14 protein-coding genes are annotated in these 15,703 nt (G+C 59.7%); 7 read left to right on the forward strand and 7 right to left on the reverse strand.

The features are described 5' to 3' along the window. The first annotated feature begins 256 nt into the window (after window positions 1-256). On the forward strand, window positions 257-1,216 hold the full coding sequence (locus tag LH365_RS16685) for a hypothetical protein (RefSeq protein WP_226745690.1): 960 nt from the start codon (window positions 257-259) through the stop codon (window positions 1,214-1,216). Between the two features lie 76 nt (window positions 1,217-1,292). Next, window positions 1,293-1,610 carry a hypothetical protein gene (locus tag LH365_RS16690; protein ID WP_226745691.1) on the forward strand — a complete coding sequence of 106 codons (318 nt, stop codon included), beginning with the start codon at window positions 1,293-1,295 and terminating at the stop codon, window positions 1,608-1,610. Window positions 1,611-1,673: 63 nt separating this feature from the next. On the opposite strand, the gene LH365_RS16695 is transcribed toward LH365_RS16690, so the two are convergent. Together LH365_RS16695 and LH365_RS16700 are read right to left on the reverse strand one after the other, a co-directional pair. Continuing rightward, window positions 1,674-2,165 carry a hypothetical protein gene (locus LH365_RS16695; RefSeq protein ID WP_226745692.1) on the reverse strand — a complete coding sequence of 164 codons (492 nt, stop codon included), beginning with the start codon at window positions 2,163-2,165 and terminating at the stop codon, window positions 1,674-1,676. Window positions 2,166-2,187: 22 nt separating this feature from the next. Then, a complete protein-coding gene (locus tag LH365_RS16700) occupies window positions 2,188-2,982 on the reverse strand; it encodes a DUF4198 domain-containing protein (RefSeq protein ID WP_226745693.1) in 795 nt (264 codons plus the stop codon). A gap of 244 nt (window positions 2,983-3,226) precedes the next feature. On the opposite strand from LH365_RS16700, the gene LH365_RS16705 reads away from it, so the two are divergent. The 3 genes from LH365_RS16705 (at window position 3,227) to LH365_RS16715 (ending at window position 7,121) form a co-directional block, all read left to right on the forward strand. Beyond that, window positions 3,227-5,326, forward strand: coding sequence for a TonB-dependent receptor domain-containing protein (locus tag LH365_RS16705; protein WP_226745694.1), 2,100 nt, complete (start codon window positions 3,227-3,229; stop codon window positions 5,324-5,326). A 53-nt stretch (window positions 5,327-5,379) separates the two neighbouring features. Continuing rightward, window positions 5,380-6,072: an energy transducer TonB gene (locus LH365_RS16710; RefSeq protein WP_226745695.1), complete on the forward strand. Its 693-nt coding sequence runs from the start codon at window positions 5,380-5,382 to the stop codon at window positions 6,070-6,072. A gap of 74 nt (window positions 6,073-6,146) precedes the next feature. Further along, window positions 6,147-7,121, forward strand: coding sequence for an acyltransferase family protein (locus LH365_RS16715; protein WP_226745696.1), 975 nt, complete (start codon window positions 6,147-6,149; stop codon window positions 7,119-7,121). 48 nt (window positions 7,122-7,169) lie between these two features. Here the strand turns inward: LH365_RS16715 and LH365_RS16720 are convergent, their stop codons facing one another. Then, window positions 7,170-8,336 (reverse strand): nucleotide sugar dehydrogenase, encoded by a 1,167-nt coding sequence (locus LH365_RS16720; RefSeq protein ID WP_226744084.1) that lies wholly within the window; start codon window positions 8,334-8,336, stop codon window positions 7,170-7,172. Window positions 8,337-8,718: 382 nt separating this feature from the next. Here LH365_RS16720 and LH365_RS16725 point away from each other — a divergent pair, with 382 nt between their 5' ends. Both LH365_RS16725 and LH365_RS16730 read left to right on the forward strand, forming a co-directional pair. Beyond that, window positions 8,719-10,143 carry a hypothetical protein gene (locus tag LH365_RS16725; RefSeq protein WP_226745697.1) on the forward strand — a complete coding sequence of 475 codons (1,425 nt, stop codon included), beginning with the start codon at window positions 8,719-8,721 and terminating at the stop codon, window positions 10,141-10,143. Window positions 10,144-10,219: 76 nt separating this feature from the next. Continuing rightward, complete coding sequence (locus tag LH365_RS16730; RefSeq protein ID WP_226745698.1) at window positions 10,220-11,422, forward strand: glycosyltransferase family 4 protein; 1,203 nt, start codon at window positions 10,220-10,222, stop codon at window positions 11,420-11,422. Window positions 11,423-11,424: 2 nt separating this feature from the next. On the opposite strand, the gene LH365_RS16735 is transcribed toward LH365_RS16730, so the two are convergent. From LH365_RS16735 to LH365_RS18790, 4 genes are all read right to left on the reverse strand, one after another. Then, window positions 11,425-12,522, reverse strand: a complete 1,098-nt coding sequence (locus tag LH365_RS16735; RefSeq protein ID WP_226745699.1) for a glycosyltransferase — start codon at window positions 12,520-12,522, stop codon at window positions 11,425-11,427. A gap of 66 nt (window positions 12,523-12,588) precedes the next feature. Beyond that, complete coding sequence (locus LH365_RS16740) at window positions 12,589-13,548, reverse strand: NAD(P)-dependent oxidoreductase (RefSeq protein WP_226745700.1); 960 nt, start codon at window positions 13,546-13,548, stop codon at window positions 12,589-12,591. Between the two features lie 379 nt (window positions 13,549-13,927). Continuing rightward, a complete protein-coding gene (locus tag LH365_RS16745; protein ID WP_226745701.1) occupies window positions 13,928-15,157 on the reverse strand; it encodes a glycoside hydrolase family 71/99-like protein in 1,230 nt (409 codons plus the stop codon). Between the two features lie 88 nt (window positions 15,158-15,245). Next, on the reverse strand, window positions 15,246-15,482 hold the full coding sequence (locus LH365_RS18790) for a serine O-acetyltransferase (protein WP_370639758.1): 237 nt from the start codon (window positions 15,480-15,482) through the stop codon (window positions 15,246-15,248). Window positions 15,483-15,703: the final 221 nt, after the last annotated feature.

A 15,703-nucleotide genomic window follows, 5' to 3' on the forward strand; every position in this document is an offset into this window, starting at 1 on the left:
TATGGTTGCCATATTTTAAGCATATAAATTAAATAGGCATTGAATTTCGCGTGTTTTCTTAAGGGGGTGGGGCAAGAAAGTGCCTGTTCAGTAAACCGGAGTTCAGCGTATGCCTATGCCTAAAGCTTTTAAGTCCGCCGTCGCGTCTTTTATTTGCGCCCTCGGCCTTGTTGGAATGACTGCCCCGGCCGAGGCCGGTCCTGCGGTCGGAACCGTAGCCCAATGGAACCGGGATGAACTGGTTATGGGCAAGCAAATGCGGTTCATGAAATATCGCGGCCTGACCCGTCTGCGTTTCGATGCGTATCTGACGGCGGATCAGGATGCGTCCCGCGTCAATACTGTCAAGATGATGCAAAAGCATGCTAAGCTTAACAACATCAAGTTACGCCCGATCCTCGCCTTCCCGTTTGCATTCGGCGACCGCACAGACTTTGGTCAATATCCGAAGGGCGATGCCGATGCTCTCTACCGCCAAGGCTATAACCGCACCTACGCCTTCGTCAATCAGTTCAAAAATGACATCGACACCTACGAACTGGGTAACGAACTGAACCTTCTGGTGCGCGACAAGTCGGGCCAACCCTTGTGGGGCAAGGGCTGGACGCCGGCTGAATTCAATACGCCGCTGATGAATGACTGGGCTATCGTACTCAAGGGCGCCTCGGACGCCATCGACAAGATCAACAAGGACAACGGTCTGAATATCCGCCGCGTCCTGAACACCACATCAACTCATTTCGGCTTCGTCGAGTTCATGGAGCAGAAGGGTGTCAAGTTCGAGGTCATCTCCTACCACTACTACGAACGTCTTGGCACCGACCCGAACAAGTACTGGGGTACGTTCAATCTCTTCCAGAAACTGGCTTCGTACAAGCGCCCGATCTTCTTCAACGAGGTGAACTGCGGTGAAATCTACGATCCGAACTTCGAGAACAAGTGGTATGGCAACCTGGTCGAGAACTGCAACAAGAGCCTGAACAACACGCTTAACTACATGTTCAATCAGAAGTACGCCAATATCGAGGAAATCGACATCTACGAGCTGATAGATCACCCTGAGCGTGGCGGCGCCGAAGGCCGCTTCGGCCTGAACTATGGTCTCTCGGAATGGAAGATTACCCAGTTGATCGCGGCCTTCTACGCCGGTGGCACCATTACCGAAGGTGAGCGCGCCTACATCACTCGCCGCGGCTACCCCGCAATCCAGAAGTAAGTCGACAGACGTAACGTCCGGCCGGGAGCCAGGTCTCCCGGCCACCTTGTCCCTTACCGTTTGACGAAGTTTTTCCATGAAAAGACAAATTCTACTGAACGCGGTTCTTGCGGGCGGCCTGATGCTGAGCGCCTGCGGGGGTGAAAGTGCACAAAGCACCGCCCAGGCTCCGGCTTCCAATGCTCCGCAGAATAGCTCTCCGGCGCAGAACGGCACCCCTCAGACCCCGATGGCGAGCAACGCCCCGCCCCCTCTGACCCCGCCGCCGCGTCCGCAACTCCCGCCCAGTATGCCGGGCAATCCCAACCCGGTAACGAACGAAGCGGATGTAGAGTGGCAACCGGATCCGAACTACATGCCTGATGACAGCGCCTATATTCAGGCGAACACCTGAAAAAATAAAAGTCGGGAGGGCATAATCCTCCCGGCTTTTTTTTTGGCGCTTCGGACATGGCCGTTACGGATTGACGAACTCGCCGCCCTTGCCGTTTTTCGCGGCTGCCTCGGCCAGCACGACGTCCTTGTGCGTAATGGCCCCGTCCTTGTCGCGGTCGTGCAGGCCGAACATGCGCAGGCCCGAGGCGAGATATTCCTCCTGGCTGATGGCGCCGTTCTTGTCGGTGTCGAGCACGCCGAAGCGCACCTTGGCCTGACGCATCTGGCGCTGCTGCTCCTCGGCGCGCTTTTCCGGGTCGCCGATCTTGCTCAGCTTCGCCATCAGGCGGCCTTCGTATTCACCGACATATTCGGCTTCGCTTAAGCTACCGTCCTCGTTGAAGTCGGCTTTGCGGAATTCAAGCGCGCGGCCCGCCTTGAATTCTTCCAGCGACACCTTGCCGTCACCATTGAGATCCTGTTCCTCGATGAAGGTGGCGGTGGAGTGCGAGGCGGCTAAGGCCGGAGCGGCGGTGGCGGCCAGAAGGGCAGCCAGGATAAGGGTCTTTTTCATAGGATAATCTTTACGTGACAGGTTATTGGGGCAGGACTTCGAGCGTCAGGGTGGCCGTGTGACTGTTCCACAGGTTCGGCTGACCCTCGGCGGGGCGACGCACCCGCGCCTGAAGCAGGTAGAGGCCCGCTGTCTCCGGCGTGAAGGTGACGTCCCCCGCGTCATTAGTCGTGAAGGTCTGTTCGCCGACCTTGGTGGCGGCGTAGGTCTGCCCGTCGGTGATCAGGGTCAGGGTCTCGCCCTTCAGACCCTTGCCGTTTTCACGCACGCGTACGGTGACGGGCTCACCCGCATAGGCGTCATAAGGCGCCGTTACCGGGAAGATCTCGACGCCGGCTGCGGTGAAGTCCGGCTTGGTCGGGGTGCCCTTGGCGACATAAACATCGGCGCGGGTCAGACTCTGGACATCGACGAGCGTTTCGCCCGGCTTGGCGGCGTTGAGGCCCTCAAGGAAGTGGACTTCGCCGTCGCGGATGACGCCCTTGGCGATACGGCCTTTGCGCACGCCGGACGAGATGAGGTAGGTGCCTTGCCCGGCCAGCGGCACTTCGAGGAAGACGGCGTCTTTCAGCGTCGCGGCGGGGGTGAGGGCGGTGGTCTTGCCGTCGGGACCCGTGACCGAAAAACTGTCGGATTTCATCGCCACGTCCGGGCGCAGGTCGCCTTCGGCAAACGAAGCCTCGACCGTCACCTGCCCGCGCTGCGCCGTCGGGGTGAAGGTGTTCGGCTTCAGATAGGGCGAGTGCGCCAGAGCCGGCGCTGCGATAAAGCCCAGCATGATCAATGCGCTGGCGCAGGATTTTAAAGCGATTTTCATGTGATCCCATTGGTGTTGCACGCGATGTGTCCGCGACGCGACGGTTTAATAATGAGAATCATTATTATTTGCAAGAGGCTTGACGCGAGGCGATGGCGATTGTAATTGCCGAGTTAATGAGAATTATTCGCAATATGATCCAGGGTGGTCAAGAGCGGTCTCAGCCTTTTTGTTTATCGTTTTTGCGCGTGCGTATCCCGGCGGAGGCCGCGTCCGCGTGCGTTTTTGAGAAGGAGTTATGGGGATGTCTTTCAAGCACGCCTGCCTGTTCGCCGTCAGTGCGCTGGCCCTGTCCACCGCGCCGGTTCTGGCGCAAACCGCCGAAACCACGGAGAAAGAGGCCCAAAAAGACGCAATGGCGCAGTTGTCGCTGGGTAAGATCGTCGTTTCGGCCGGCAAGGAGAAGGTCGCGACCGATACGCCGCAGTCGGTGACGGTCATCGATCAGGAAGACCTCGAAAATGCGCAGGCCGGCACGGTCGGCGAACTCCTCAAAGATGTGGCGGGGGTCGACTCGGCGGGCGGCGTGTCGTCTCTGGGGCAGGGGTTGAATATCCGCGGCATGGGCACGGCGCTGTCGGAGTCGGACAGCCGCGTGGTCTTTACCGTCGACGGCGTGACCAAGTTCTTCGAAGGTTATCGCATGGGCAGCCTGTTCACCGACACCGAGCTTTACAAGCGCGTCGAAGTGCTGCGCGGCCCGTCCTCCTCGACGGTTTACGGTTCGGGCGCGCTGGCCGGCACGGTCAACTTCACCACCAAGGACGCGTCGGATTTCCTGACCGGCGACGATAATTTCGCTGTGCGCCTGAAAGGCGGGTATGACAGCAATACCGAGGGCAGCCTCATCTCGGCGACCCTCGCCGCCAAGCCGGTACAGAACCTCGACCTGTTACTGGTCGCCAACAAGCGCGACTTTGGCAACTATACCGACGGTAACGGCAGGATCGTCAATCCGTCGCAGGCGGCGGGCGAGTCGGTGCTGGTCAAGACGCGCTACTATATTGGCGGCGACCGCAAGCACAGCGTCTGGGCCTCGGCGCAGACGTGGACCGACGATTCCTGGCAGATGTACGACCAGCAGGCGGCCTTCACCGCCAGCATGGTCCGTCGCCAGACCGACGACACCAACTACGTCATCGGTTACGACAACAGCTTTGAAGGCAATGACTGGCTGGACCTGAAGGCGCAGATCGCCTTCGACGAATCGAAGACCGATCAGCGCGATAACCAGTTCTCGCCGACGGCGCTCGGCTATAGGTCGCAGTACAGCTACAAAACTATACAGGCCAAGGTGGAAAATGTCTCAACCTTCGACACCGGCGTGCTGTCGCACTTCCTGACCGTGGGCGTGCAGACCTATAATCAGGAGCGCCGCAACCCGCGCTACAACCTGACCGGCGGCGTGACCAATGGCGCGACGACCCACCCCGAAGGCGATATGAACCGCGTCAGCCTCTATGTGCAGGATGAAATCCTCATCGGCGACAAGCTGACCCTGATCCCCGGCATCCGCTACGACAAGTCGAAGCTGAAGCCCGGCGCGGGCACCTATGTCGTCGGCTTGACCGGTGTGCCGTCCTCGGTGGAACTGGATGCGCTGTCGCCCAAGCTGGCTGTGCTCTATGCCGTCACCGACACTGTCAATGTCTTCGGTTCGTTGTCGCATACCGAGCGCCTGCCGGTGCTGGATGAAATCTATACCCGCGGCGCGGCCCAGACCATCAGCCTGAATCTCAAGCCGGAAGAGTCGGAAAACAAGGAGATCGGCGCCAGCTACACCAAACGCGGCGTGTTCCGGAAGAGCGACGGGCTGAACCTCAAGCTGACCCTCTATCAGAACGATATCAGGAACCTGGTCACGCGCACCTCGACTACCGCTTCGGCCTACACCAATGTCGGCGAAGCGCGTTACGAAGGGGCCGAGTTGGAAGCCGAATACGCCTCGCGCCGTTTCTTCAGCCGGGCCGCCTATTCGACGGTCAATGGCTACGACAAGGCGACGAACATTCCGTTCAACACCATCCCGGCCGAGCAACTGAACCTCACCACAGGCTGGGTCATCCCTGAGCACGGCGTCACCTTCGGCTGGCGCGGTGAATTCGCCGATCGTCAGTACAGCTACTCGACCGCCGGGGCGACCAGGGGCAATGTGTCAGCGACGACCAAATCCTATTCGGTGCACAACCTGTTTGTCAGCTATCGTGCCGTTTCAGGGCCGCTGGAAGGCATCGAGGCGCGTCTCAACTGGGACAACATCTTCGATGAATACTACCAGCCGCACCTGAGCTACCTGCCGTCGGCGGGGCAGACCTTCCGCCTGAGCCTCGCCAAGACCTTCTGAGCGTCGTGACGCGTTTTCGGCAAAAACTGGGCGCCGTAGGAGCCTCCGTTCTGGTGAACGGAGGCTTCCTCTTCGCCGTAGCCGGTTTGTCGGCCAGGCATCCGCCTGTGGTGATGGAGACGCCGGTGTTTGACGTGGCGCTGGAGAATGTTCCTGTGGCGGCGCAAGCGAAGGCCCCGTCGACCGCAACGCCTTCGCCAGCCAGACCGGAACCGGCGCAAGGCGCGCCGTCATCATCGCCACCAACCCCGTCGCCGGTCGCGGTGAACAAGCCCGCGCCTGCGACAGAGACCCCTTCGACCCAAACGTCGCCGCCTCGTACGCCCGGCGCTGCGACGGGGCATTCGTCTCCGGATCAGAGCAGAGAGACGCCAGAGGCATCCGCAGCGCATACCACGAAAAGTACGGCGCAAGCTTCGACTCCCGCTGCGCCGCAAGCCGTTGCTGTCGGGCGGCCTGCGGGCTCTTATGCGGCGCAACTGCGCCGTCATATCGAGAGCTTCAAAGTCTATCCGCGTCAGGCCAGGCGCCGTCGTATCGAAGGCGAGGTTGCGGTGGCCTTCACCATGGACCGTCAGGGACGCGTGTTGTCGTCGCGTATTCAACAAAGTTCCGGTTCGGCGGAACTCGATCAGGCGGCGCTCGACATGCTGGAGGCGGCTCAACCGTTGCCGCGCCCGCCGGCCGACGTGCGGGGGGACAGGCTGGCCATGAGCTATGCCACGACCTTCAGTCTGGACGACTAAAGACCGTCGATTCCACTATCGGTCCCTCCGGTCTGCGTGTATGTGCTGTATATCCACACAATCAGGGGGACGGCTTGGTTGAGCATCGCATCCAGTGGCTCGACATAGCGAGGGGCATCGGCATCGTGCTGGTCGTTGTGGGCCACGCCGAACGGGGCCTGATGGCGGGGGGCATTGCGCAGGGCGAAGGCTGGAAGCTGTTCGATCTGGGGCTCTACACGTTCCATATGCCGCTGTTCATGCTGCTGGCCGGTTTGAATGTCCCCGGTTCGCTGAAGCGCGGCAAGGGCGCATTCCTGAAGGGAAAGTTGTGGACCATCGCCTATCCCTATGTGTTGTGGTCGCTGATTCAGGGCGGGCTGATGATCGCGCTTGCTGGCGTGACCAATGGTCAGGCCGACTGGTCGACCCTAGCCAAGATCGGCTGGCAGCCCATTTCCCCGTTCTGGTTCCTTTATGCGCTGATGCTCTACATGGTCGTCGTCGCTCTGACCGGGGCGCGGGCGGCCGTTCTGCTGCCGCTGGCCGCAGTTGGAGTGGTGTCCAGCTATTGGCTCGACGGCGAGTCTCTGGCTTTACAGGTCAGCTTTCAGGCTATCTTTTTCGTGGCCGGGGTTCTGCTGGCGGAGCGGATCAAGACCCTGTCGGCGCCGCCCATAGCCTTGCCTCTGGTCGCCGGTTTGTGGGGACTGGCCTTCCTGTTGATGCCGGTCGCGGGCGATCCGCCCTACCTCAAGCCGTGGACTCTGCCCGCAGCGGCCTTTGGCATCCTGTTCATTCTGTTATTGTCGCGCCTGCTGGCCAATAGCCTCGTGCAGCCACTGCTGGTCAGTCTCGGACGGGCCTCGATGACCATCTATGTGCTGCATATTCTGGGGACGGCGGGCACGCGCATCGTGCTGAACAAGCTGAATCTGACGCACGAGCCGTTCGTCTATCTGATGGTGTGCGTAGCGGTAGGGGTGGCCGGGCCGTGGGTGGCCCACCAGATTTTCATGCGCCTGAATCTCTTGCCGTGGCTGGGTCTTGCGCCGCTTAAGCGACAATAAAAAACGCGACAGTTGCCTGCCGCGTTCGAAAACCGAGTTTCGCGACAATCAATCTGCGCCGAAGAGGTCTCGGCTGTAGACCTTTTCGAGCACGTCGGACAGTTCTTCGGAGACGCGGTTGGCGACGATGACGTCCGAGACGCGCTTGAACTCTTCGATGTCGCGGATGATGGCTGAGTTGAAGAAGCTGTCGCCCTCAAAGGCCGGTTCGAAGATAACGACATTGACGCCCTTGGCGCGGATGCGCTTCATCACGCCCTGCACCGAAGAGTCGCGGAAATTATCCGAATTGGTCTTCATGGTCAGGCGATAGATGCCGACCGTTTTCGGTTTGCGGCTGAGGATGGAGTCGGCGACGAAGTCCTTGCGCGTGGTGTTGGCGTCGACAATGGCCTTGATGATGTTCTGCGGCACCGACGAATAGTTGGCCAGCAACTGCTTGGTGTCTTTTGGCAAGCAGTAGCCGCCGTAGCCGAAGGAGGGGTTGTTGTAGCCCTTGCCAATGCGCGGATCGAGCGACACGCCCTCGATGATCTGCTTGCTGTCGAGACCCAGCGCTTCGGCGTAGGAATCCAGTTCGTTGAAATAGGAGACGCGCAGGGCGAGATAGGTGTTGGCGAACAGTTTGATCGCCTCGGCTTCGCTCGAATTGGTGTAGAGGACCTCGACATCCTTTTTCTCCGCGCCCTGCAGCAGGAGGCCGCCGAAAATACGCGCGCGCTCCGACTGTTCGCCGACGATGATGCGCGAGGGGTGCAGGTTGTCGTACAGCGCCTTGCCTTCACGCAGGAATTCCGGCGAGAAGATCACCCGGTCGATACCGAACTCTTTGTTCAGGCGCGCCGTGTACCCCACGGGGATGGTCGATTTGATGACGATGGTGGCGGTCGAATTGAGCGGCAGGACCTGACGCACGACCGCTTCGATCGACGAGGTGTCGAACTGGTTGGTCACCGTGTCGTAGTTGGTCGGCGTCGAGATGATGATATATTCGGCGTCGCGGAAAGCCTCTTCGGCGTCGAGCGTGGCCTTGAAGTCGAGTTTTTCTTCCTTCAGGAAGCGTTCGATCTCGGCATCGACGATCGGCGATTGCCCCTTGTTGAGCATCTCGACCTTGGCCGGCACGACGTCGAAGGCGACGACGGTGTTGTGGCGCGCCAGCAGCATGGCGTTGGAAAGGCCGACATAGCCCAGGCCCGCGATCGCTATTTTCATTTCGAATATATACCCAGAAAGAAGTTGCGCCGCCGGGCGGCTAATGAATTTTTACGGCAATAGGTGTCGGTTTCGACCGCGGTTACCGGAGGGTGGAGGCTTGTGCGCCGCCTGCACACCGGGGTGCATCGTCGGGCCAACAAGCGGAATAACATCGCCTTTTCCGACACCACAGACACACGTGACGCTATAATGCTGCGCCGCACATATCAAGTGAAATATCGTTTGCAATTGTGAGCAGTGAAAAGGCTTCGCGCCAGAGGCGTCAGACCTTGCTAATGAAGTGGATTCACGGCCACAGGTAGTGTGAATATGCGGTAATGTCTGGATTTTGCACTGCAATGCATATATCGTGATTATTTATATATTATCGGTTTTTAAAATGAAGATTTTAGCAGGCAGGTCTTTTCGTGACCTTGGTAAGACAGGCCTCGCGCTTGTCGGGGCAGCCGTCGCTGGCCTTGTTGTAATCGTTATCTGCCTGCTGCTGCCGCATTTTGCGGGTGCGAAAGACGCGCCGCGACCGGTGCCCGTCGCGACCTTTCTGGACAGTCTGGGCGTCAATACCCATATCAATTTCACCGGTCCGGATTTCGTGGGATACGCGGATACGACGATCGTCTCAAACAGCCTGCGCTATATCGGTTTCCGCCATGTGCGTGACAGCGGCCGTGACTATACGCCGGAGCAGATATCGCGCCTGACGACCGTGGCGCGAGACGCCGGGGTCCGCTTGACCCTGACCCCCGGTAGCGGCGGACCGGTGAATCTCGATGGCTTCCTTCAGGCCATGCGTGATATCGAAGCGCGGCAGCCCGGCGCGCTGGAAGGCATCGAAGGCCTGAACGAGGTCAATAACGTCTTCATGCACCAGCATTGGAACGTCGAGTACAAGGGCAAGGCCGCCAGCATGTGCCGACGGGACTTCGCCCCGGTCAAGGCCTTGCAGGCCGATCTCTACAAGAGTGTCAAAGCCGATCCGAAGCTGAAACATCTGCCGGTCTATGCCTACACGATGGTGTTCATCAAAAAGGGCCTGGGCGACGCGATCTGCAAGGCGGATTATCAGGCGGACCTGAAGGCCGTGGGCGCCGAGACGAACGCCGACTTTGCCAATATCCATGAATATTCCTTCCAGGGTGCGCCGCCGCGTGAAGTGCTGGCCGGCGCGCTGGCGCGCAAATCGCATGTGGCCGGCAAGCCCGTGGTGATTACCGAGACCGGCTTCGCCACCGATCAGAACCCCGCCATCCCGCTGTGGCTCAGCGTCAGCGAGACCGTGCAGGCCAAATACCTCCTGAGCAGCGTCTTCGACGCCTACACGCTGGGCGCGCGCCGGACCTACATCTATCAGTTGATGGATCATGCGCTGGACAAGCCCGCCACCGATATCGAAAAGCACTTCGGCCTCTTCTATGCCGATGGTCGTCCCAAGCCTGCGGCCGTGGCGCTGCGCAATCTGACGCGCATTCTCGCCGATCCGGGGCAGGGGGCGCCGGCGCATAGTATCCCTGTCAGCTATTCCCTCAAGGGCGCGGGCTATGTGCCCGGCATGCAATTGCTGCTGCAGAAGAGCGATGGCACCTATCTGCTGGCTCTGTGGGCCGAGCCGCGCATCTGGAACGCCAACACGCGCAGCGATATCAAGGTGCCCGCCAAGACGGTCGAGGTGACCTTCGATCGCGACATCAGCAACATCGCGGTCTATGACCCGATGAAAGGCGTATCGCCGGTTTCGGCGCGCGCGTCCGCCCGCATGCTTAAGGTGCCCGTCAGCGACCACCCCGTACTGGTCAGCTTCAAATAGAGCGCGCCGGCGTGGCCTGTGATATTCGGTGTCTGTGGCGGTCGTGCGCCGGACTTGATTTGGAGTGGCGGATTTCATGCGCATCGCCCTGTGCAATACCCTCTATGTGACGCCGGAAGCCCCTTTCATGTTCGGCGGTGCCGAGGTGCTGGTGCGGCAACTGGCGGAAGCGCTGGTTGCCGCCGGCGATGAGGTCATCGCCCTCCGCGTGGCGCTGGACGGCCAGGCGCGCAGCGAGATCGTCAATGGCGTGACGGTGCATTTTCTGCCGATCGATAACCTGTTTCCGCCCTTTGAAGACAAGCGCAATGCCCTGCAACGCCTGGCCTGGCACGCCATTGACGACCGCTGGCGCGCGCCAAGGGGTTTGCGTCAGATCCTTGCGGATTTTCGGCCTGATGTCCTGCATAGCCATACGCTGAACGGCCTCAGCGCCGATGTCTGGCGCGTAGCGCACGGTCTGGGCATTCCGGTTGTGCATACCCTGCACGACTATTATCTGAGTTGTCCGCGCTGTTCGCGCTTCAAGGACGGCGTGGCGTGTGAGCAGACTTGCGGTTCGTGCGGGCTTCTGACCACGCAGCGGCGCCAGCGGGCGCAGAAACTCGATGCGGTCACCAGCGTCAGCGAGAAGACGCTCGACATCCACCGTTGCACGGGTGCGCTGTCGGCGCAGACCCCTACCTATGTGGTGCGCAACATCCCCAATCCCGAGGTGCAACTGGCGCCGCCCCTGCCTTACGAAGGCGTGCTGAAGGTCGGCTATATCGGCCGTTTCGCCGAAGAGAAGGGCGTGCAGATGCTTATCGAGGCGATCGGCCGCCTGCCGGCTGAGGCCATCGAGCTGAAGCTGGCCGGGCGGGTGAATCGCGAAGAGCAGGCGCGCCTGACCGCGTTGGCCCCGAAGGCCCGGTTGGAATTTCTGGGTTTTGTCGACCCGAAGGGTTTTTATGAGGGCGTGCATATGACCGTCGCGCCGTCCCTGTGGCACGAACCGGCAGGTCTGGTCGTGCAGGACTCGCTGGTCGCCGGACGCCCCGTCCTGTGCACCGATCGGGGCGGCATGCAGGAGAGCATCGAACCCGGAGTGACGGGCTGGGTTGTCGAGGCAACGGCGGCCGCTCTGGCGGCGCAGCTTGAGCGGTTGATAGTCGACCCCGTGCGGATAGATCAGGCCTATCGAGTATTATCAGGTCTGGAAGCAAGCCGTCGCCGCTTCCCGGATCTGGTCCGGGAATATCGCGATATCTATGTGGGACTTAGCCGGAAAGCGGCTTAAATTCAGGCGGAGAGGCCGCGTTCCCTGAGTGCGGTGGAAATAACCGCGCTGATCCTCGCCTTGAACACCTCTTCGTCGAAGGTCAGGGCGTGGGCGCGGATGCTTTCCGGGTCGAAGCGCGTGGGCTCGGCTTCAAAGGCCAGAATGGCCTCGCTGAGCGACGCCGCGCTTTGTTCGGCGAAGAACGCACCCGTGACGCCGTCCTTGATGGTTTCGAGCGCACCGCCGCGTCCATAGGCGATAACGGGGCGACCGCTGGCCATGACTTCGAGCGGCAGGATGCCGAAGTCTTCCACGCCGGGGAAGAGCAGGGCGCGGCAGCGCGCCATATAGTCCTTGAGACGGGCGTGCGGCACCGGGCCGGTAAATTCGATGGTCGGACCGGCCAGATCTTTCAGGGCCTTGGTCGCGCCGTCACCGACGATGATCAGGCGGCGCCCCAGCTTGTTGCAGGCCTCGATGGCGACTTCGATCTTCTTGTAGGGCGTGATCTGACCGGCGCAGAGATAATAGTCGTCAACATCGGGTGAGATATCGAACCGCTTCACGCCGACCGGCGGAAAAACGATATCGGAATCGCGGCGGTAAAACTTCTTGATGCGTTGAGCGACGAAGGTCGAGTTGGCGACAAAATGATCGACGCGCGCCGACGTGGTCACATCCCATTGACGCAGGCCCGGCGCAAACAAGGACAGGGCCAGGCGCGCCACCTTGCCCGAAGCCGCGTAATATTGGGGGAACAGATCCCAGATATAACGCATCGGCGAGTGGCAGTAGCACACGTGCAGCGAGTCAGGCCGCGTCACCACGCCCTTGGCCGGTCCGGATTCCGACGAGATGACCAGATCGTAGCCGGTCAGATCGAACGATTCCAGCGCGTGCGGCATCAGGGGCAGCATCTTCTGATAGTGCTTCTTGCCGCCGATTTTCTGCAGGAAGGAGGTTTTTACCGTATGCCCCGGAAAATGTTCCTTCACGACGTCGGCGTCCGCCACCAGCGCAAAGATGTCGGCTTGCGGATACAGGTCGCACAGGGCGCGAAGGACGCGCTCTCCGCCGCGCATGTTCACGAGCCAGTAATGGACCAGAGCAACTTTCACGGAAGAGTCCTAAGCCTATGCGTTTGAAAATAAAGCGTTCGAAAATATCTGCCGGGAGGCCGACAATCAGTCAAATTTGCCGTTGGTCTGGGCTGACCATTGGTTCAGAGCCACTTCAAGCCCGCGTGGCGGCGTCCAGCCCTGTTTGTCGAGCCAGCCGGGCTCGATATTGGTCGAACGCACCAGTTTCATGATGCGTTCAGGGTGGATGCCCAGACCCGAAGCGGACAGTGGCTTCAGGCAAGCAGCGGCAAAATAGATAATGCCCTTCGGCACGACAAAAGTCCTGGCCTTGGGGAAGTGATTGCGGCTGAAGGTCGTAACGATGTCTTTGATGGTGTAGATCGGCGAGTAGGCGCCGTTGAACAGCACCTGTCCCTGGTTTTGTGAACGCGCATACTCGATGGCGTCCAGCAGGTCCTCTACATAGATGCACGCCTTCACCGTGTCGGTGCGGCCGGGATAGATGAAGAAGCCCTTGGCCAGCAGGCGCGACAGACGGGTGAAGTTGCCGCCTTCGTGGGGGCCGAAGACCACGGCCGGGCGTACGACGGTCAGGCGACGATCCGGGGCTTCGGACTGCCAGGCCTTGTGGATTTTTTCGGCCAGAAGTTTTGACCAGCCATAGGCGGATTGCGGATTGGGCTTCGACTGTTCCGACAGGCGGTCCTCGGACGGACCATAGACCGAAATGGAACTGGTGAAGATGATCTCATCGACGTTTTTACGTTTGGCGAACTGCGTGATCTCGCTCGCACCGGCGATATTGGTGTCGTAATATTCGTGGGTGGGGTGACCGGGAGTCGTATGGACCGCCGCGAAATTGTAGATGCGCGAAACCGGGCCGTCGATCATCAGGTCGGAAAGGTCGCGGACGTCCTTGAGCAGATATTGCACACCGGCGATACGTTCGCGTGGTTCACGGCGGTCAATGGAAACGACGGTCTCACCGGCTTGTGACAGACGCTTGATAAGGTGCGAACCAATAAAGCCGGAGCCGCCAAATATGACCACTGTGGATGACATTGAAACAATCCCGTGAACGTCGGATCTACGATATAAAATTATCTACGAGGCGAATGGATGCTTAACGAAACAGCTTCAAATGCCGTAGTCGAAAAAAATTGGTGCAGAGCACAATTTTATAATTACCCTGAACCGGCAAGGCGAAGCAAGCGATTTCTAAAGTTAAGGGCGGTGCAGCAAGCGTCTCCGGCATTAACCGTAAATGCTCCGAAGTCAGTAGAAAACCGAAACCCATCCGCGTTTAGAAATTGGATGCAGAAGCGTTTTTCACCATTATTCCCCGGCCGGTCGCACATAACTTGGCCTTTACCGCTCCGGGCGTTTTACGATGCCGTTTGTGCACTGCAAATGCAATCCCGAATGGAGATATTCCTGCCGGTTATTTTTCCTTGAAAAGACGGCTGATGCGGCCTGATACCTGTAGATAGTGGTCATTCGGCAGGGCCTTGCCGTCCGAATCCAGCGTCACCCATTCGCCGTCTTCGGGAACCTGATCCAGGGTGGTCGCGACCTTAAATATAGCGGTGGCTTCGTTGATTTCGTCGAACATGGCGATCTTGACCATGCGCGCACCGGCCGTCTTCGCGGCTTGGGCCTGGGTCATCAGAAAATCGCCGCCCGCCCGCGGGACGCGATTCAACTGGGTTTGCGGATGCCGGTTTTTCCACGAAAAGCCCGGATAGATGACCGGCATGTAGTCCTGCTTGTTACGACGGGCTACAGCCATATCTTGCGTAAACTGCGGTTCGCCGCGTTTGGCGAAGTCTTCGGACGAGCGGTAGGTCCCCACCGTCCACGGCTGGACGATGTCGAGTGCGGCATAGACCTTACTCCAAGGTGAGTCCACCGCATCCTTGCTCCAGTTATCCGGGACGCCGCCCATAACGCGCACGCCCTGCGACTTGAACCAGTTGATGATCTTCAACGCCTCTTCCGGATCGTTGATACGGCGGTTATCCTTGAAGCCGATGCCCCAGAACGACACGACCGGCCTGCCCTCATCGTGCTGATAGCCCCTGGCCTTGGTCAGCTTGAATTGGGTGTTCAGCCGCGTCCAGTCGCTTTTAAGCGTGGCCAGCGCGTCGCCCTTGAAATCGGTCACGTCATATTCGATGGCGAAGACGCGATCGTTGTCGCGCGCGGCGGCGATGACGTTTTTCAGGACCTGATCGTTTTCGGCATAGCTGGTTTGCAACTTGATCAGAAAACGTTGCAACAGCACGCCGTCGATCCCGTGTTCACGCATCCAGCGGAAGTGCGTCTGCTGAGTGGCCGGGGCAAAAGACGTGAAGACCTGAAGTTTTTTGCCGCCGCGGGTCTGACCCGGCATCTCGCACAGGGAAGAGGATTCCATCTCCGACACATCGGGCCACATGTCCATGTCCCATTGGCGTTTACCGGGCTGATCGCGGTCGGCGCGCCACGGGCCCTTGGGCGAAATATAGCCGTCCCAGCCGGCCTTGCTGCCGTCGCGGGGACAGCGGAACCAACCCTGATAACCGGTCAGCACCTTGCCGTTCAGCGTCGTGGCGTCGATAGCGAACGCGCCCTGTGGCAGGGCGAGCATGGCAAGAAAACTCAGGGCGAGGGCAAGGGCCAAGGGGCGCATGTCAGGCTTCCTGTGTTGCAGACTGTCGGGTTTGAGGACCCGAACCGTAACAGGAGAGGAATAAGCCCGCCATGTCTTTTGGGTGGTTTCAGGCCAACGGCCTGACACGGGCCGGTGCGCCAATGGCCAGGCTGTGGGGTGGGACATCCTTGGTGACGATGGCGCCGGCGGCAACGATCGAGCCACGTCCGACGCGGATGCCACCCAGCAGGATGGCGCCGGCGTAGATGGTCACACCATCTTCGATCTGTGGGTAGGCCCGTTGAGATTCTTTGGCAATTCCCAATGTGACGTTCTGGTAAATGGTGACGCTGTCGCCGATCACACAGCCTTCGCCAATAACGACGCCTACCGGGTGAGGTAGACATAACCCACGGCCTATAGAGGCTGAAGGGGGAATAAAACAGCCACGGCTATGGACAAAAAGGTTTATACATGTGCGAGCCAATAACTTACCCAATGGGCCTGACTTGCGCACCTTTCGAGAAAAGCGCCATGAGGATATTGCGCTATATGAGGGGCTAAATATCCACATAACGAACTGGT

The sequence above is a fragment of the Asticcacaulis sp. AND118 genome (genome assembly GCF_020535245.1).
Taxonomy (GTDB): Bacteria; Pseudomonadota; Alphaproteobacteria; order Caulobacterales; family Caulobacteraceae; genus Asticcacaulis.

Coding starts and splice junctions, on each gene's coding strand:
- LH365_RS16730 (WP_226745698.1), top strand. CDS start 10,220: ATGCGCATCGCCCTGTGCAATACCCTCTATGTGACGCCGGAAGCCCCT.
- LH365_RS16685 (WP_226745690.1), top strand. CDS start 257: ATGCGGTTCATGAAATATCGCGGCCTGACCCGTCTGCGTTTCGATGCG.
- LH365_RS16705 (WP_226745694.1), top strand. CDS start 3,227: ATGTCTTTCAAGCACGCCTGCCTGTTCGCCGTCAGTGCGCTGGCCCTG.
- LH365_RS16725 (WP_226745697.1), top strand. CDS start 8,719: ATGAAGATTTTAGCAGGCAGGTCTTTTCGTGACCTTGGTAAGACAGGC.
- LH365_RS16720 (WP_226744084.1), bottom strand. CDS start 8,336: ATGAAAATAGCGATCGCGGGCCTGGGCTATGTCGGCCTTTCCAACGCC.
- LH365_RS16740 (WP_226745700.1), bottom strand. CDS start 13,548: ATGTCATCCACAGTGGTCATATTTGGCGGCTCCGGCTTTATTGGTTCG.
- LH365_RS16745 (WP_226745701.1), bottom strand. CDS start 15,157: ATGCGCCCCTTGGCCCTTGCCCTCGCCCTGAGTTTTCTTGCCATGCTC.
- LH365_RS16695 (WP_226745692.1), bottom strand. CDS start 2,165: ATGAAAAAGACCCTTATCCTGGCTGCCCTTCTGGCCGCCACCGCCGCT.
- LH365_RS16690 (WP_226745691.1), top strand. CDS start 1,293: ATGAAAAGACAAATTCTACTGAACGCGGTTCTTGCGGGCGGCCTGATG.
- LH365_RS16700 (WP_226745693.1), bottom strand. CDS start 2,982: ATGAAAATCGCTTTAAAATCCTGCGCCAGCGCATTGATCATGCTGGGC.